The 17,736-nt window shown below is 53.0% G+C and carries 18 protein-coding genes; 12 read left to right on the top strand and 6 right to left on the bottom strand.

Annotation, left to right across the window (positions count from 1 at the left end; genetic code table 11):
- The first annotated feature begins 1 nt into the window (after nucleotide 1).
- From WMW72_RS24970 to WMW72_RS24960, 3 genes are all read left to right on the top strand, one after another.
- On the top strand, nucleotides 2–319 hold the full coding sequence (locus WMW72_RS24970; RefSeq protein WP_341418294.1) for a cytochrome C oxidase subunit IV family protein: 318 nt from the start codon (nucleotides 2–4) through the stop codon (nucleotides 317–319).
- A 156-nt stretch (nucleotides 320–475) separates the two neighbouring features.
- Nucleotides 476–1,360: a cytochrome c oxidase assembly protein gene (locus tag WMW72_RS24965; RefSeq protein ID WP_341418293.1), complete on the top strand. Its 885-nt coding sequence runs from the start codon at nucleotides 476–478 to the stop codon at nucleotides 1,358–1,360.
- Between the two features lie 42 nt (nucleotides 1,361–1,402).
- Nucleotides 1,403–1,867: a DUF420 domain-containing protein gene (locus tag WMW72_RS24960; RefSeq protein ID WP_341418292.1), complete on the top strand. Its 465-nt coding sequence runs from the start codon at nucleotides 1,403–1,405 to the stop codon at nucleotides 1,865–1,867.
- A 52-nt stretch (nucleotides 1,868–1,919) separates the two neighbouring features.
- On the opposite strand, the gene WMW72_RS24955 is transcribed toward WMW72_RS24960, so the two are convergent.
- Nucleotides 1,920–2,609: a class I SAM-dependent methyltransferase gene (locus WMW72_RS24955; RefSeq protein ID WP_341418291.1), complete on the bottom strand. Its 690-nt coding sequence runs from the start codon at nucleotides 2,607–2,609 to the stop codon at nucleotides 1,920–1,922.
- A gap of 190 nt (nucleotides 2,610–2,799) precedes the next feature.
- The gene (locus WMW72_RS24950) at nucleotides 2,800–3,576 is read right to left on the bottom strand and encodes a C40 family peptidase (protein WP_341418383.1); all 777 of its coding nucleotides are present in this window, start codon (nucleotides 3,574–3,576) and stop codon (nucleotides 2,800–2,802) included.
- A gap of 154 nt (nucleotides 3,577–3,730) precedes the next feature.
- Between WMW72_RS24950 and WMW72_RS24945 the strand changes: the two genes are divergently transcribed.
- Nucleotides 3,731–4,774, top strand: a complete 1,044-nt coding sequence (locus tag WMW72_RS24945) for a peroxiredoxin family protein (RefSeq protein ID WP_341418290.1) — start codon at nucleotides 3,731–3,733, stop codon at nucleotides 4,772–4,774.
- Nucleotides 4,775–4,905: 131 nt separating this feature from the next.
- Complete coding sequence (locus WMW72_RS24940; protein ID WP_341418289.1) at nucleotides 4,906–6,309, top strand: NAD-dependent malic enzyme; 1,404 nt, start codon at nucleotides 4,906–4,908, stop codon at nucleotides 6,307–6,309.
- A gap of 111 nt (nucleotides 6,310–6,420) precedes the next feature.
- Here the strand turns inward: WMW72_RS24940 and WMW72_RS24935 are convergent, their stop codons facing one another.
- Nucleotides 6,421–7,383, bottom strand: coding sequence for an aldolase catalytic domain-containing protein (locus WMW72_RS24935; RefSeq protein WP_341418288.1), 963 nt, complete (start codon nucleotides 7,381–7,383; stop codon nucleotides 6,421–6,423).
- A gap of 255 nt (nucleotides 7,384–7,638) precedes the next feature.
- Complete coding sequence (locus tag WMW72_RS24930) at nucleotides 7,639–7,992, bottom strand: hypothetical protein (RefSeq protein WP_341418287.1); 354 nt, start codon at nucleotides 7,990–7,992, stop codon at nucleotides 7,639–7,641.
- Between the two features lie 139 nt (nucleotides 7,993–8,131).
- Between WMW72_RS24930 and WMW72_RS24925 the strand changes: the two genes are divergently transcribed.
- On the top strand, nucleotides 8,132–8,593 hold the full coding sequence (locus WMW72_RS24925) for a hypothetical protein (RefSeq protein WP_341418286.1): 462 nt from the start codon (nucleotides 8,132–8,134) through the stop codon (nucleotides 8,591–8,593).
- Nucleotides 8,594–8,788: 195 nt separating this feature from the next.
- Nucleotides 8,789–9,673, top strand: a complete 885-nt coding sequence (locus tag WMW72_RS24920; RefSeq protein WP_341418285.1) for a cation diffusion facilitator family transporter — start codon at nucleotides 8,789–8,791, stop codon at nucleotides 9,671–9,673.
- Between the two features lie 286 nt (nucleotides 9,674–9,959).
- On the opposite strand, the gene WMW72_RS24915 is transcribed toward WMW72_RS24920, so the two are convergent.
- Nucleotides 9,960–11,246 carry a BaiN/RdsA family NAD(P)/FAD-dependent oxidoreductase gene (locus WMW72_RS24915; RefSeq protein WP_341418284.1) on the bottom strand — a complete coding sequence of 429 codons (1,287 nt, stop codon included), beginning with the start codon at nucleotides 11,244–11,246 and terminating at the stop codon, nucleotides 9,960–9,962.
- A gap of 129 nt (nucleotides 11,247–11,375) precedes the next feature.
- The gene (locus tag WMW72_RS24910; RefSeq protein ID WP_341418283.1) at nucleotides 11,376–12,707 is read right to left on the bottom strand and encodes a hemolysin family protein; all 1,332 of its coding nucleotides are present in this window, start codon (nucleotides 12,705–12,707) and stop codon (nucleotides 11,376–11,378) included.
- Nucleotides 12,708–13,407: 700 nt separating this feature from the next.
- Here WMW72_RS24910 and WMW72_RS24905 point away from each other — a divergent pair.
- The 5 genes from WMW72_RS24905 to WMW72_RS24885 all read left to right on the top strand — a co-directional run bounded on the left by WMW72_RS24905 (nucleotide 13,408) and on the right by WMW72_RS24885 (nucleotide 17,735).
- Complete coding sequence (locus WMW72_RS24905) at nucleotides 13,408–14,325, top strand: polysaccharide deacetylase family protein (RefSeq protein WP_341418282.1); 918 nt, start codon at nucleotides 13,408–13,410, stop codon at nucleotides 14,323–14,325.
- Nucleotides 14,326–14,381: 56 nt separating this feature from the next.
- On the top strand, nucleotides 14,382–14,507 hold the full coding sequence (locus WMW72_RS24900) for a hypothetical protein (protein ID WP_341418281.1): 126 nt from the start codon (nucleotides 14,382–14,384) through the stop codon (nucleotides 14,505–14,507).
- A 25-nt stretch (nucleotides 14,508–14,532) separates the two neighbouring features.
- Complete coding sequence (locus tag WMW72_RS24895; RefSeq protein ID WP_341418280.1) at nucleotides 14,533–15,006, top strand: DUF3905 domain-containing protein; 474 nt, start codon at nucleotides 14,533–14,535, stop codon at nucleotides 15,004–15,006.
- 125 nt (nucleotides 15,007–15,131) lie between these two features.
- Nucleotides 15,132–15,566, top strand: coding sequence for a BrxA/BrxB family bacilliredoxin (locus WMW72_RS24890; RefSeq protein WP_341418279.1), 435 nt, complete (start codon nucleotides 15,132–15,134; stop codon nucleotides 15,564–15,566).
- A gap of 321 nt (nucleotides 15,567–15,887) precedes the next feature.
- Entirely contained in the window at nucleotides 15,888–17,735 is a 1,848-nt protein-coding gene (locus tag WMW72_RS24885) for a glycosyltransferase (RefSeq protein ID WP_341418278.1), read from the top strand.
- Nucleotide 17,736 lies beyond the last annotated feature (1 nt).

Genomic DNA, 17,736 nt, shown 5'->3' with positions numbered 1-17,736 from the left:
GATGGCGAACCAACATTCTTCTTCGTCCGCAGGCGATCATCGTCACCGGTTGGAAGGACCGCGTAATCACTACGTTTCGTACATTATCTCGATCGTGCTTACGATGCTTTCGTTCGCTGTCGTGCTGTACGGAGGGTTGGACCGTTCGTTTATCATCTGGTTCCTAGTGGGCTTGGCCCTCATCCAGATCGTGTTCCAGTTGGCCTATTGGATGCATATGAAGGATCGCGGTCACTTCATTCCTATCGTGGGATTATGCTTTGGATTTTTCGTTGCTTTGACGGCTCTTGCAGCCGCGGTCTACTGGGTTTGGTGGTAATAAGGTTCGTACAAAGAGGCGGCTTGTCACTTGTTGAAAGCCCCTCTTTTTTACCGTTATAGGAAGCTTGTTAAGTTGTTTTGCCTTACTTTGGGAAAAAATTCACGAATCAGACACAGCTCCGGAAGGCTTCCGGGAAGGAAGGAGTCATTCAATATGGACAGTACCAATGTCGTCACACATGCGGGGCATACAGCTGCCGGATCTTTCGCTGAATTGTGGAATCCCGGGCTGCTGGTCCTGCTGCTCTTGGCAGGTATCCTGTATACGCTCTGTATGAATAGCTGGCGGTCCCGATTCGCGGAAAGCGAGCCGGTAGCCCCCAAGCTGCAATTGTATTTCTGGCTGGGGATTATCTCCTGGTATGTAGCGGAAGGGTCGCCGCTCGCCTACTACGGTCATCACTACTACTTCAGCCTGCATATGCTGCAGCAATCGATTCTTTATCTTGTCATGCCGCCTCTTCTGCTGATTGGTCTGCCAGGGTGGCTCCTTCGTCCGCTGCTGCAGGGTAAGGCGACTCAATGGATCGTGCGTGTGTTAACGAATCCGCTGCTCGCTTTGTTCTTGTTTAACTTTATATTTTCGGTCTATCATATCCCGGTCATTATGGATGCGCTGATGGCCAATACAGCGCTGCTGACAGCCTATAGAGTTGTGTTCCTGTTCTCGGCCTTCCTGCTCTGGTTCCCGGTCTTCTGCCCGCTGCCAGAGTACAACCGGATGTCCGAGTTGAAAAGAATGGCTTATATCTTCCTGAACGGAATACTTCTGACACCTGCGTGTGCGCTCATTATTTTCGCAAAGGCTCCGATGTATGCGATGTATGCGGCTGTCCCGGAAAATCTGCTGCTGCTGCCTATGCTTGATGATCAACAACTGGGCGGAGTGATTATGAAGATCGTACAGGAGATCGTGTACGGGTTTGCGCTGGCGTATACGTTCTTTCGCTGGTACCGCCGCGAACGGAAGCATGACGAAGAAGAGGATCTGGGGAGCGATGGGTATTTACAGGCAGCGGGACATGCGAACCGCGTCTAAGTCTTACCATCTCCCAGAGAAGCGAATAGTGGAGGATGTTTCATGAAGCTTTCCATATTATTGCCTACCATAAGTACCAGCTTCATAGTCATCAGCGCGATTTTTGTCGCATTTGGCTGGTATCATATTGTGAAGAGAAACCGGCGGACCCATGAGAAGCTGATGCTGTGGGGCGCAGCGTTTGCGCTGGCATTCTTTCTGATCTATGCGAGCCGTACTATCTTTGTCGGAAACACCAGCTTCGGCGGCCCGGAAGAGCTGAAGCTGGCGTACCATCTGTTCTTATTTTTCCATATTACGCTCGCTACATTGGCTGGCGTATTCGGAATCGTAACCCTTCTGCATGCCTTCAAACAGCGCTGGTTCAAGCATAAGCGAATCGGACGCATCACAGCGATCATGTGGCTGCTTACGGCTCCTACAGGAGTCGTGGTCTACATACTGCTGTACGTCCTGTATCCAGGCGGCGAGACGAAGCCGATGATTGATGCGATATTCGGGCTGTAAGGCGGAATGATTACGCCGGCAAGTAAGACCTTCCTCTCCTAGGGGGAAGGTCTTATTTGTGCTTCCACCACACACCAGCGCACTCGGGCACGACGCTCCAGCCCTGCTGCTCGACGGTGCTTGCCAGCTCCTCCCCGAAGAAAAACCGGGTCAGCTCTGCGGCCTGTTCCACGCTATCGAAGGTATAATCTAGGCGTACCCAGTCATGAAGGAACCCATATTCCTGCTCCAGCGCCCGGTAATAGGGTTTCAGAAATTCCGGCGGGCTTGGCTCGGTAAAGCCCGTTCCCATCGTTTCGAACAGGATGATCGTTCCACCAGGCTTGGTTACGCGATCCAGCTCTTGCATCATCCTGCTCAGATTGTCTCTCCACTCCGGCATGTCTGCATGAGCCAGATAGCAGAGACTCCAGCCGGAGACGGCCAGATCTACAGCCTGGTCGGCCACCGGAAGCTGGCGGTGGTCCGCCGTATAGGTTTGCAAGCGGGAGCTGAGCTGCTGGCTGGTCAGGCGCTGCGTGAGTACGTCCAGCATCGCTGGGGATAGATCGGTGGCAATGATGGAAGCTGCCTCGGGGGCGAGCTCGCAGGTCAGGCGGCCTGAGCCTGCTCCCACGTCGAGAAGATGCCGCCCCGCATAAGGGGCGATGCGGTTGATAATCTCGGACAATCCGGGCTGCTTGGAGATCATCAGCTCATACAAATCGGCTTGCTGGGTATAGATATGTTCATGATTAGGCATTCACAGCACTCCTCTCTGGACTTGCTTCCAGCATAAGGCTTAACGCTGCGTTAAGGTCAAGTGAAGATATATAAAGCGGACTGAAAGACGGCGCAATGTGGGCGTTTAGAGGGTAGAAGAAGTTCCGGCTGGATCAAGAAAAACCGCCAGGCAGTTCACTCCTGGCGGTTCGATATTCGGATTATAAAGGCTATTTCAGGGCGCTGCCGCCGAACATAAAGCGTTTCTCCCAATGCTTGCCGCTGATCGTATCGATTCGGACACCGCCCGAATCCTTGGAGTATGTATGCATAATCTTGCCGTCCCCGAGGTAGATGCCGACATGACTGATTCGCTGATTGGACTTATTGGACGGATACGAGGATGAACTGCTTCCACGGTAATCCATAAAGAACATCAAATCGCCCGGCTTCAGATCTTTCCAGTTGGTCGTCGTTTTGCCGATCGACTTGACGTAGCTTCCCTGGCTGCGCGAATCGCCCGGCAAGGTAATGCCGGCCCCTTCCTTGAAGGCCTGACGCACGAAGGCGGAGCAGTCGAAGGTTTTGGTGCTGTTGCGGTTGGAGCCGAATTCGTAAGGGGTGCCCAGGTATGTTTTTCCGGCCGCAATCACTTTATTCCGCACAACGCTGGAATCACCGGCTGACGGCTTGGGCTTGGTCGTTCCTGATCCAGTATCCGGGTTGGAGCCGTTCACCTTGATGTATTTGCTGCTAGTCGAGACGTAACCGACACGTCCGCTGGCATCCTTAACCTTATACCACCAATCGTTCACTTTGGATACGATATCGACACGTTCGCCGCTTTTGAGGTAGCCATAGCTGCTTGCGCCGGTATCCGGCTGGCTGCGGAAGTTGACACTCCCTACAATGGTGCCGGTGGCAGCCAGCGCTTGTCCGGTGAAAGTCCCCAGCGAGCCTAGAGAAATAGCAGCAGCAACGAAAGTGACAACGATTTTTTTGTTCATCATGGAATACCCTCCTGAGATTCTGGTTGTAATAACTCTGGATGTGGCCGCATGTTTTGGGTGCATAGCATGCGAAGCCTGGCGAGTATTTGACAAGGTTGCGTACGACAATTCACAATGGAACAAACTAGATACAAAGGGAGACGGAAATGACATGGATACTTGGACATGGGGACCGCTTGTCCTGCATCAATATCTGGTAATTGTCTTGGCTGCGGCGGCGATAGGCTACGGTGTGCTGAATCTGAGACTTCGAAGAAACCCGGAACGCGCTGCCATTTCTTCAGCGGCGATGAGCGGGGCTCTGATCTGGCTGCTGGTCTGGAAATGGGGCTGGGTGCTCACGGATATCCAGAGCATCTGGAACAACCCGCAAACGCTGCTGTACTTCAGTGGCGGCCGGTACGCCGCCTGGCTGGCTTCTGCCGCTGCAGTCATCTATGTAGGGATCTCCCTGGAAAGGCGCAAAATCGGCAGACCCGTTTATAGCGATTCGCTGCTGGCGGCAATTTTAGGGGGGTATGTGGGATACTTGGCCCTATCGGCAGCTCTGGGAGGGAAGCCGTCTATTGCGGAGATATCCGGCGCTGTGCTCGGCATAGCCATCCTCATCGTATGGCTGACAGGAAGCCGGAAATTCTCACCCAAAGTGGCGCTGCAAAGGATGCTGCTGTTCGGAATCGGCTTCGCTGTTCTCATCACGGTATCCGATCAATTGAAGGACAGAGGGGTGAATCTGATCGGGGGAGAAGGGGAGATTGGGCTTAGGGTCGGCCAGCAGGCTCCGGATTTCACCTTGTCCCTGCTCAGTGGGGAGGAGGTCAAGCTGTCCGATTACCGGGGCAGTGTGGTCTTTGTTAATTTTTGGGCTACCTGGTGCCCGCCCTGCCAGGCGGAAATGCCGTATATGCAGCAGTTTTATACAAATAATGAAAAGGATCGAGTCGTCATTCTAGGTGTGAATGAGACGCAGACAGAAGCGAGTCTGCCGGTCGTGAAAGCGTGGGTCGAGGAGTGGAAGCTGACCTTCCCGATTCCGCTGGACCGGACAGGAGAGGTGGGCAAGCTGTACCGGGTTCAGGCGTACCCGGCTACCTTCGTGATTGATGAAGAGGGAATTATCCGTCAAAAGCATCCCGGCCCGATGGATGAAGGGATGCTGGAGTCGGCCTTGCGTGCCATCCGCGGCAAGAAGTGAAAAATCTTTCTAATCAGGGTGCAAGCTCATTTTCATTTGCCAATGAAATCACATACATGATACCATGATTCTATTCATAGGTCATATATGTTGATCATGACACACTTTTATGCCGAAGGAAGGGAATAAGCATGGCACAGACCAGTATCATTTTGCGTGTGGAGCTTAATCATGAGTTGGTATCGTTTGGGGATGTAGCCGCAACGATCAGTAAAGCAGGCGGAGATATTACATCGATCGACGTTATTCGCCCGGGCAAGGATTCTTCCATCCGCGACATTACGGTCGATGTGGCAGAGTCTGAGGAAACACAGGTTGTCGATGCACTGAAGCTGCATGATGGCATCAAGCTGATCAACGTTTCCGACCGTACCTTCCTCGTTCATCTCGGCGGCAAAATCAACATGCAGCCGAATGTGCCGATCAAAAACCGCGACGATTTGTCCCGGGTGTACACGCCGGGGGTGGCCCGGGTATGTACGGCTATTCATGAAAATCCGCGCAAGGCTTACTCCCTTACGATAAAAAGAAATACAGTTGCTGTCGTCACGGACGGAACGGCTGTGCTGGGCCTTGGTGATATTGGCCCGCATGCGGCTGCTCCTGTTATGGAAGGGAAGGCTATGCTGTTCAAGCAGCTCGCCGGCGTCGATGCGTTCCCGATCTGCCTCGATACGAAAGATACCGAGGAGATCATCCGGACGATCAAGGCGATCAGTCCGATCTTTGGCGGCATTAACCTGGAAGATATCAGCTCCCCACGCTGCTTTGAGATTGAAACCCGGCTTGCCGAGGAATTGGATATCCCGATCTTCCATGACGACCAGCACGGGACAGCCGTTGTTGTGATCGCCGGCTTGCTGAACGCACTGAAGGTTGTGGGCAAACGGATTGAGAATGTCCGTGTCGTCGTCAACGGCATCGGAGCCGCCGGGGTATCCATCTGCAAAATGCTGCTGGCTGCCGGAGTTACCCAACTGGTGCCGGTGGACCGTGAGGGCGCGATCGTCCGCGGGGGCACCTATGAGTACCCGATGTGGCAGTGGCTGGCTGAGCAGCCGCAGGTACAAGGGGAGCCGGGGACGTTGAAGGAAGTGATCGTGGATGCCGATGTGTTCATCGGCGTATCGCGCGGCGGCCTGCTGAATGGCGACGATGTGCAAAAAATGAAGCCGGATAGCATCGTCTTCGCCATGGCTAATCCGAATCCAGAAATTGCGCCAGACGAAGCGATCCCGCATGTACGCGTCTTCGCGACAGGACGGAGCGATTATCCGAACCAGATCAACAACGTGCTGGTATTCCCGGGAATCTTCCGCGGTGCGCTCGATTGCCGGGCACGGCGGATTAACGAGCCGATGAAGCTGGCGGCTGCACGCGCCATAGCCTCCGTAGTCACGGAAAGCGAGCTTAACGAGCAGTACATCATCCCGAGTATTTTCAATGAAAAAGTCGTCACCAAAGTGCGCCATGCGATTATCGAAGCGGCGATCTTAACCGGTGTAGCCCGGAGGATCCCGCCGGACTTCAGATAAACGATTAGTAGCAATATTCATCGCTCGGCCATTTCAATGTGGCAATGAAAAAAACGGTCAATCTTCGCTTGAACGAAGATTGACCGTTTTTTCTATGAAGCGGTGAGCTTATTAGTCGGAAGAGCCTGCAGGCATAGCTTCCGGAGAAGTCAGCTTGTCGTAGAACTCAACGTAATTGTCTTTGTTGTCGCCGGAGCGTAGAGCCATCGCGGCACGTGGATGATCGTTCAGTACACCTGCGATCATGTAAGGAATGATGTATCCCCACTCCCATTTCTCCCGCATCGAGATCATATGCTTCTCAATCAGGCCAAGCACGGGGCGAACATCGTATTTGGAGTTTTTCAGATGGCTGACGATCAGCTCAGTCGGGCAGTTACCTGCTGCGCGGCCCATGCCAAATACTGAGGTGTCGAGGAACTCGACGCCTTTGCTTGCGCCCATGATCGTATTGGAGAAGGCTAGCTGCATATTGTTATGCATATGCAAGCCAAGCTTCTTGTCTGGAAGCAGGCGTTGGAACTTGGAGACGAGATAGTCGATGTCCTTGTAATCCATGCTGCCGTAGGAGTCTACGATGTAAACCACGTCTACCGGACTTTTGGCGATGGCTTCGAAGGCTTCGTTCAGATCATTCTCCATGACATGGGTAAGAGCCATGATGTTGATGGAGGTTTCGTATCCGAAGTCATGGAACTTTTGCACGAGATCCAGACCTTTATCCACGTCTTTGATGTAACAGGCTACGCGAATCAGGTCGAGCAGGCTCTGGTCGCGTGGTAGGATATCCTTCTCGTCCACACGGCCGATATCAACGAGTGCGGACAGCTTCGTGCCCGTTTTGTTCGGAATGACTTCCTTCAGAAAATCTTCATTGAGAAAACGCCAAGGACCGGCATCTGCGCCCTTGAGCAGTTTTGCAGAGTTCTTATAGCCGATTTCCATATATTCAACGCCGGCTTCGCTCAGTCCATAATACATGTCCTTAACGAATTGGACGCTAAAATCCCAGTTATTCACTAATCCGCCATCGCGGATCGTACAATCTAAAATTTTGTGTTGATGTTTGCTCATGACAATACCCCTCTCCAAATTCACCAAACGTCCTTGCAGCTTTTGGGCTTTTAAGCTTTTAAGTGATAAAGCATGTGTGTTATTTATTAATATTACACAGGCCGCACTATTTGTCAATGATAACAAATAGTACGGCCTGTGGCAATTAAACTTTGCCTATCCGGCATGGCCTGCAATAGGGAAAGGGAAGTAAACGCAGATAGGCGCTCCATCCGGGAGATGGAACGCCTTGTCTAGGGACAACCTGTATGTCGGTTAGGCTTGGTGCCTCAGGATGGTCAGGCTTCCGATCAGCGGGAGTGGCTTGGTATAGCCATTTACCGCATTCAGGATGCCGAGGATCGCCAGCACCAGAATCCCGAGGTTGGCTAGCGGGACAAGCAGCAGACCCAGCAAAGGAATAAGGCCTAATACGATATTGCATGCAATTGCGGTCAGGAGCAGGACGAGTCCTTGGTTGCTATGGTACATGGCGAAGGGGGATTGTCTGGCGGCCAGCAGCGGCAGGAAGAAAAGGATGTAAGAAGCGGCGGCGACGGCTTTATGCGTCTTAATATCTTCCGGTGACGATTGGGGCGTATCGGCTTGATCGGGTGGAGGGATGGACATCCGGTAAGCACTTCCTTTCGAACATATAGAATAGATGGGGCAGGGGACGCATGACATCAACCGTTACCATCCTATGCGTGTCCTCCATAGAGTATGAATACGTAGGAAGAATAAGCTTCCCGTGACGGGGCAAGCTAACTTGAACCATATATTTCTTCGGGAGGAATCGATAGACATGAACGGTACTGCGCTATTTTTTCAATTTGCCACCAATCATGAGGCTTATATGGCTTTGGATACCTTGGAGGAGCTGGGTTACCGAGCGAGCTTGCATACGGAAACGGATCGTACGGTGCTGCACATCGATGTCGGACGCCAGGATCTGACATCCGCCCTGGAGATTGGCCAAGCCCATGGGGGCCGGCTGATGGAGACTGATGAGGCGCCGAGCGAGACGGTGACGTTCGCGATGGCTTACGATCCAGAGGGGATGATCTCTATTCCGGCTCATCTGATTAACGAGGAAGAAGAAGGCATCCAGACGGATACATCGGCCTCAGCCTACGCTAACCGTTCGAGCGGTTCCTACAACGATAACGATCCGGAATTCGACCCGTCAGGGAGTGATTATGACGGATTTGATGCGGGGATCCATTTATAGAATCCGCTTGAGCTGCTCCGTTTACGTTGGACGGCCCCTACAACATTTGATCGGGAAAACAAAGTTGCCCTGCACCTATTTTTATAAGTCCGGAAAACACTGTTTCTCTAGACCCACTCAACTTTCGTTTGTTATGATAAATGAACTTTGAAAGAGAAACGTTTTTCATGCGTAGGATGGAGGGAATGAAACGCCGTGGATACCGCTTATGATCACTTGAAAGAGGGCGAGAAGGGCGCGTGGGTCAGCATCGTCGCTTATGTTCTGCTGTCCGCTTTGAAGATTACCATAGGCTATATAACCGGATCGGAGGCACTGGCTGCCGACGGTATCAATAACTCGACAGATATTGTCGTTTCCCTGGCGGTATTGATTGGGCTGCGCATCTCGCGCAAGCCGCCTGACCGGGATCATCCCTACGGCCACAAGCGTGCCGAAACGATCGCTTCGCTCGTTGCTTCGTTCATTATGGCGGCAGCCGGCATACAGGTTGTGCTGCAGGCCGTCCAGAGCTTTTGGGGCGGAGTTCACGAGGCTCCGAGTATGCTTGCGGCCTGGGTCGCACTCGCTTCTGCGGCTGTGATGTGGTGCGTGTACTTATACAATAGCCGCCTCGCCAAGCGTATCCAGAATCAGTCGCTGATGGCGGCGGCCAAGGATAACTGGTCGGATGCGCTGGTCAGTATCGGGGCAGCTGCCGGTATTATCGCATCCCGGTTCGGCTTTCCGATCCTGGATCCAATTGCAGCCTTGGCTGTAGGTCTCGTGATTCTGAAAACGGCCTGGAGCATCTTCTCGGAAGCCTCGCACACTCTGACGGACGGCTTCGACGATAAGCGGCTGAAGGAGTTCAAATACACGGTTAAGGAAACGCCCGGCGTCAAGCGCATCAAGGATATCCGCGCAAGAATCCACGGCAGCAGTGTGCTGCTCGATGTTGTCGTCGAAGTTAGCGCTGAGTTGTCCGTGGGCGAGAGCCACGATATCAGCGACGAGATCGAGCGCCGGATGCGTGATGAGCACCATATCGGCAATGTTCATGTGCATATCGAGCCTTATGAAGAGCAAGAGGAGCGGTGACCCTGGAGGTCGCCGTTTTTTTTGTGAGTAGGGTCGGACGAGGTATCTCGAGCCGCTGTTGCTCTAGAAGATAGTTCCACTCTGATCGAAGCTCTCTCATTCACCCATTATGATTGCGATAAGATGATGATGCTTCCTGCAACGATGATTCGCCGGTTGATTCAAGTGCTGGACAATTAAAAGAGAGGCGTCATATCGCCAATCTGAAAGTAAAAGGCTGTGTTCCTGGGAGCGGGAATCATCCGCTTCCAAGGAACACAGCCTTTCTTTTTCTAGAAAATCTCTATTACATGCTTTTTAGGTTCCCAGATTCCGCCTTCAACTCGGCCGCATGCAGCCCTGCCGTATACCCTGTCGTAAACGCCGCTGTGATATTATAGCCTCCGGTATAGCCATGAATATCCAGAATCTCTCCGCAGAAGAAAAGCCCATTCTTGCACTTGGACATCATCGTCTTGGGATCGAGTTCCTTCAGATGCACGCCGCCCCCGGTGACGAAGGCTTCCTCGATGGATAAGGTTCCCGAGATTTGGATCGGGAACGCCTTGAGCAGCGCAGCGAGCTGCTGCCACGGCTGCTTGGGGATGTTGTCGTACGTCGTATCCTCGCGCAGACCGGACTTCTTCAGCAGGATCGGAATCATACGCTCCTGGAGCAAGCCCTTCAGGACGTTCTTGATGGCTTTCTTAGGCTCCTGCTCGGCGAGCTTCATCGTCGCGGCATATAGTTCATCCTCGCTTCGCTCAGGAAACAGATCGAGTGTGATCCGGACAGTCGGTACCTCGAACTGCTTCTTCAGCTTGACCACGAACTGGCTGCAGCGCAGAGCTGTGGGGCCGGATACGCCGAAGTGGGTGAAGATCAGATCGCCTTCATGCTCGACCGCCTTCTTTCCCTTCGGACTCCAGACAGACACCGTTATATCTCGCAAAGACAGTCCTTGCAGCTCTTTGCTCTGGATAAACGCCTCACGGGAGACAAGCGGCACCTCGGTCGGGTAAAGCTCGGTAATCGTATGCCCAGCCTCCTCCGCCCACGGATAGCCGTCTCCGGTGGAGCCGGTATGGGGGACGGACTTTCCCCCTGTGGCAACGATGACGCTCGAAGCCTCAATAACCTCGCCCGACTTGAGCCGTATACCCTTTACCTGGTCGCTGTCATACAGCACACGGTCTACCGGGCTGTTGACCCGCATCTGAACGCCTTGGCTCCGGGCGCGGTTAATCAGCGCCTCGACGACGGTCTTGGCCTTGTCGGAGACAGGGAACATCCGTCCGCGGTCCTCTTCCTTCAGCTTGATGCCCATATCCTCGAAGAAGCGGATAATATCCTGGTTATTAAAGTGAGCGAAGGCGCTGTACAAGAACCTCCCGTTGCCGGGAATATGCTTGATCAGCTCCTCGGTCTCCTTATTATTCGTCACGTTGCAGCGTCCGCCGCCGGAGATGCCGAGCTTGCGGCCCAGCTTGTCCCCCTTGTCGATCAGCAGTACGCGCGCTCCACGGGAGCTGGCGGAGATACACGCCATCAGCCCGGAGGGCCCGCCTCCGACGACGATCACATCATAAAACATAGAAAGCCTCCTAGTCATCCGGTTAAGTAAGTGCTTCTTATTATACACGAGCGAATAGGCCGGCCCAAGCAGCGTCTGGGCTGCCTGAGCCGGCCTATTACAAGAGAGCGCCTTCCTGACAAGTCAGGATCAGGCTGATTGTGACTGGCTGTGTGCTTGCAGATTACGGACGGTCAGGCGCGAGATGCGCAGATCATCCGTTTCTTCGATCAAGAATTCGAAGGATTCGTCATACATAACCGATTGCCCATGCTTCGGCGGAATTTCAACCTGCGCGTACATCCAGCCGCCGATCGTATCGTAATCCTCGGATTCGATCTCCAGTCCGAATTGGTCGTTGACTTCGTCAATCAGCATCCGTCCATCGATCGAGAAGGTGAATTCGTCGCGCTTCTCAACACTTGGACGCTGGTCCGGGTCGAATTCGTCCTGAATTTCCCCGACGATTTCTTCCAGAATATCCTCGATGGTGACCAGTCCTGCCGTGCCGCCGTATTCATCGATCAGCAGGGCGATCTGCGACTTCTTGCGCTGCATCAGCTTGAGCAGATTGCTGATCGGCATCGAATCGGGCACCTTTGTGATCGGCCGCATGATCGTGCGCATGTCGGACAGCTTGCCACGCGCCTTCATCAGATCCTTAATATGCACGAAGCCGATAATGTTATCTTTATCCGGATCGCACACGGGATAGCGGGTCCGCATCTCGTTCAGGGCGATGTCCAGGTTCTCGTCAAACGACAGATTGGCATACAAGCAGCCCATCTCGGTACGAGGAATCATAATCTCGCGGGCGTTCGTCTCCGCAAATTCAAATATATTGTCGAAAAGAGTAAGCTCCGTGTTGTCGATAAAGCCGCTCTTGTGACTTTCTTTCATCAGAACGCGAATCTCGTCTTCGGTATGTGCCGACTCATGCTCGTTCGTAGGCTCTATACCCACCAGACGCAGCATCCAGTTGGATACGCCATTGAGCGCCCAGATAAAAGGGAACATCAGCTTGTAGAACAGAATCATCGGCGCGGCGGTCCACAAGGTGACCTTCTCCGATTGGCGGATCGCATAGGTTTTGGGAAATTGCTCGCCGAGCGTAATATGGAAGGCAGTGATCAGGCTGAAAGCGATAATGAACGAGATGACATGCACCACAGTCGGGCTAAGCTGCAGCCAATCCTTCAATATAGGCTCCATGATCTTGGATATGGTCGGTTCTCCGACCCAACCGAGTACGAGCGAGGTAAGGGTGATGCCTAGCTGGCAAGCAGATAAATAAGCGTTAATATTGCCGGTAATCTTCTGGGCAAACTTGGCGCTCATGTTGCCGCCTTGCGCGAGCGTGTCGATCCGCGAATTTCTTACTTTGACGAAGGCGAACTCCGCGGCTACAAAAAAACCGTTCAGCAGCACTAAAACAAGAATTAAAACCGCGTTAATCAGTAAAGGTAACGGGTCACTACTCAAACATTCCCTATCCCCTGCGTGAGGCGGATAGGTACACCTCCTTGGTAAACCGAATATGTGTGGCGTTAGAAATAGATCATGCCTTACCCTGTATTATATCGAAACGGGAGAAGGCGCTCAAACCTCGTGCAAGGTCACTAGGGGTACATTCACGATGCAGGGAGCCAGCTTTGTATGACTATTGCCCGAATTTCACCCGATGCCCTTGAATTTGCGCGATTTCGTGGGAAAATGGGGTAAGACTTGTCTTAAATATGTTCGAATCCCTATTTAAGGGAATGGCAGGCTTGCATTTCTATCGAAATCGATATATAATAGACAAATCTTATTATCCTCCATATATCCTCCATAAGCGTCAATTCCTCAGCTTTTAGATGTCGTTTTCCCACATGCTGATCCGACAAGTCTCAAGAATTTCAGGAATTAGAAGTACATGGCGGTTTAACTGATTCTCACTGGCGCGGTCTTCGGAGCCGCAAGGATGGAAGAGAGGCAGGGCTTTCATTGTTTTAGTTGTAAGAGGAATAAAGGTAACAACAAATAGACTTTGTACGGAGACAGCCGTTCGGAGTCTATTTTTGCATGTCTTTTTACCAGAATCGGACTGTTTTTCCAACAACCTTATAGTTCGGCAATTGAGCCGAAAAGTCCATACTACGACGTACAGGGTCTTTGGTCGTATAGGGGAGGTGGAAAGGCTATGAACCGAGCAATCAGACAAATCCTGAGGGCAGCGGTTACAGCGGCCGTGGCTATTCCGATGCTGCTTATGGGTTGCGGGTCGGGCCCCTCAGGCGGGCATATGCCCGTTATAGAAGACCAAGCTGGAGCGCAGAGCAGAGCTGTTCCCTTTGTAGAGGAGGAACGGGTAACAACGGGTCAGACGATGCTCGCGGAGTTTGGAGCCTCACACTATGAGCCCCAGCCAAGGGAAAGCAAGAAGCAGGAAGCTTCACAACGTCAGGTTCACGCTGAAACACCTGTCGCCTACCTTACCTTCGATGACGGGCCTTCCGGCCATACGGGAGCCATTCTCAACATCCTGCGTGAGCAGGGGGTACCGGCTACCTTTTTCGTCATTGGTAAGGAGGGGGAACGCCACCTGGAATCTTATAGACGTATCATTCGTGAGGGACATGCTCTTGGCAACCATACCTATTCCCATCAGTATTCGACCATCTACAGGTCAGTGGAGGATTTCAAGGCCGATGCGGCCAAATTGGACAAACTGCTGCTGCATGTCACAGGCACAAAGCCGGGAATTCTCAGGTTTCCGGGTGGCTCCAACAATAGGCTGAGCTGGCGGGCCGGAGGGCGTCATATCATGGAGAAGCTCACCCGGGAGATGTCGGACACAGACATTCCTTATTTCGACTGGAATGTCAGCTCAACGGATGCGGCGGCGGCCGTCATGTCCAAGCAGGCGATCGTGGATGCCGTCAAATCCAATAGCGCAGGCAAGCGGCAGATTATCGTGTTGATGCATGACACCGATCCCAAGACGACGACGGTCCAGGCCCTTCCTGATATCATCGCGCATCTCAAGGAACGGGGGTATGCCTTCCGTGTTCTGGACAATCACGCCTTCCGCTGCCAATTTCTGCAGCAGCCGTCTTGAATGAAAGCGACCTATATCTATGCATACTAAGGAAAACTACGAGGAGGTATAAACAGATGGCCAAGCAAAACCGGGAAGAAGGCAGCTCCAAGGAGCAGCTGAAGCAAGCAGAGGAACAGCCGAACAAACAACCGGCAGCCTTCGATAAAAAGCTGAACGGACCCAATCGCCCCTCCGTATAGGGGGGATTTGTAAGGAGGCAGTCAAGTGAGGGACAAAGCCCAGGAGAACCACCAGGACGAAGCAGGCTCGTCCTATCAAGAAGTCAATACGGACATTGCGTATAACCGGAAAAACGATCCCGAGCTTGACCCATTCGAGATCAACTTCCGCCCCGAATACACGGCGGGGCGCGGCCCGCATGAAGCATTCGTCAATGAACACGGCGTGCTAATCGGTGATCATGAGTATCAGTCGGAGCAATCTCCGCTGGAGCAGTGGAGTAAGAACACCGATCCGGCCACGATGTCCGGTGACGACTGGGTGCATCCTTATAAGGACATCGGGTTTCATAGCGCAGAGAACCGCGAATGGTTCGAGGAGGGCATTGCGCCCCAATCCTCTTCTTTTCAGCATGCAGACCAGGATGTGGCGTACGATGCATTCCCAACCCGCGAAGGCGAGCATGAGGAGCCGGAAGGGCTAAAGGGTCAACAGGCTGCGATTAGCGACGAAAAGTAAAGCTAATCCGTCCTTATAGGTCGGAGAATCACGGTAACCGGTCTTTGCTTTCATCGGGTAGCGCGAGTATAATGAGGACATATGATCGTTTATAAACTCTTATGTTGATAAAGGAGTGAGACTCTATGTCCATGTCATTTGAATCTTATATGAAAGATATGGTTCAGCCGATGCGCGATGAGCTGACCAGAATCGGCGTTCAGGAGCTGCGTACTCCCGAGGAAGTCGCCGGAGCGCTAGAGAACCAGCAGGGCACGGCACTTATCGTCGTGAACTCGGTATGCGGCTGTGCGGCCGGCCAATGCCGTCCAGGTGTGGCCAAAGCTCTGCAGAACGAAGTAAAACCGGATCAGCTTTACACCGTATTCGCAGGTCAGGATAAGGAAGCAACGGCCAAGGCCCGTGAATTTTTCGCTCCTTACCCGCCATCCTCCCCGTCGATTGCACTGGTGAAGGACGGGCAGCTCGTTCACTTCATCCAGCGTCATCAGATCGAGGACCGTTCGGCTGAGATGATCGCCAATGATTTGATCGGTGCCTTCGAAACCTATTGCAAGTAAAGGCGCCGAGATGCGCTTAAGAAAGCCTGAAGCTTTTTGCTTCAGGCTTTTTTGTCGTCTCCGGCTGGCTGTTTCTGACGGGTCAAGAAATAAACGAAAACGTAATCTCGCACACATATTTCAAAAAATCGTTGTGGTAAGCTTTTCTTACATAGGAGTCCATGTCCAGAGAATGTCCAGAGTTGTTCTTTATAATGGATAGACATGAGAGAAATACAGCTCAGCTTAGATAAACTGTCCAGTATCTCTACCTCATATGCACAAGGAGGTTGATGAGAAGTCGAATTCAACGCTTTGACGGGAATATTATCAAACTCAAGTATGGATGGTAGACCGATGAAGATTAGCCTGATTGTGCTAGCTCAGCATTTTAGATTAACGGTCCAATGCATCGACAGGATCAAGATGCATACATCAGGTTCTTATGAATTGATCCTGGTCAATGACGCCTGCACGGACGAGCAGTCCGGATACTTGGAGCGGCTGTACGGCGTTCGAGTGCTTTCCAATGGAGGCCGGGGAGTGGCCGCCGGATACAACCTGGGAGCTTCAGCGGCTTCGGGCGAGCGCATCGTATTCCTGCGCGATCAGATGATGGTGACGGACGGCTGGTTAGAGCAGCTGTCAGCTTGTCTCGACCAGTGTCCAGATGCGGGTATGGCGGGGCCGAGAATGAACGATGTGAGCGGTCCACAGCGTGTCCCTATCTTGTATAAGTCCTATGATCAGCTGGATCAGATCAAACATGTACTGACCATGAATAAGCAATTTCAGTGGAATCCGGTGCCACGCTTGGTGGGCTTGCTGTTCATGGTGACTCGCCAATGTCTGGAGCGGGTCGGCGGGTTCGATGAACGGTTCGAGGTCGAGTCCTATGAGGACGATGACTGGTGCTACCGGGCGGTGACTCAGCGCTACGGTCTGTATATGGCGGAAGGCTGCTTCGTGATCCGGGTAGAACCGCCGTCCCTGTTTCCAGAGGAGCCCGACTGGTATGCAACCCGCCTGACGCTGAACCGGGCCAAGGCCATCATGAAATGGGGCTTTGATCCGCAAGATGCACTGCATCGCCTGACCCGACAAGTTACGGTCAGCTTATGCATGATTGTCAAGAATGAGGAACTGACGCTGGGCCGCTGCCTATCCAGCGTTCGAGGGCTTGTCGACGAGATCATCATCGTCGATACGGGCTCTGAGGATCGGACCAAGGAGATTGCCGCTGCCTATACCGACCGGGTCTATGATTTCAAGTGGGTGAACGACTTCTCCCAGGCGAGGAACTATGCATTCGGTTTGGCCACTCAGGAGTTTGTATTGTGGCTTGACGCAGATGACCGCTTGGAGCCGGAGGATGCGGAGCGGTTCCGTAAGCTGAAGGCATCGCTTCCCTGGGACACCGATGCGGTATCCATGCACTATAATCTGAGCCGCGACGGGCAGGGGAGAGTAACCGCCAGCTTGCGGAGGAACCGGCTGGTCAAACGGAGCAACGGATTTCGCTGGTTCGGAGCTGTGCACGAATATTTGGATGTGGCTGGCAAGGTGATCTACTCCGATATCGGCGTCACACATGACCGTAAGCACCAGCAGTCGGACCGTAATCTGCTCATTTATGAGGAAAGACTGTCACGGAGCGAGCAGTTTACAGCACGCGATCATATGTATTATGCCAATGAGCTGTATGATCATGGGCTTTGGCAGCGTGCGGCCGAGCAGTACGACAGGTTTCTGTCGCTGCCCGATGGCTGGGTGGAGGACCGGATACTCGCTTGCGGCCGGGCATCCGATGCGTTGCACCGGCTGGGACAAGCCCAGGAGGCCAGAATGAAGGCTCTTCAGTCCTTCACCTACGGCATGCCTAGGGCGGAAATCTGCTGCAGGCTGGGGGATTACGAGCTGAACGCGAATCGGCCGGAGGAAGCGGAATTCTGGTACAAGCTAGCTGCAGAGGTTCGCCGTCCGGCAGATCCGAATGCCAGACTCGATCTAGCGAGCTGGACGTGGGTTCCTCATCTGCAGCTCTGCGTGTGCTATGACCGTATGGGGCTGTACGAACAAGCCTACCGGCATAATGAATTGGCGGCGGGCTATGTGCCGGAGCATCCCAGCGTTCTAGCCAACCGCAACTATTTGGAACAACAGTTATCTTTAATTTCCCAGGAGGCGTAAT

It is taken from the genome of Paenibacillus filicis, assembly GCF_038070315.1.
Classification (GTDB): domain Bacteria; phylum Bacillota; class Bacilli; order Paenibacillales; family NBRC-103111; genus Paenibacillus_G; species Paenibacillus_G filicis.
This window is presented reverse-complemented; position numbering and strand designations above follow the sequence as displayed.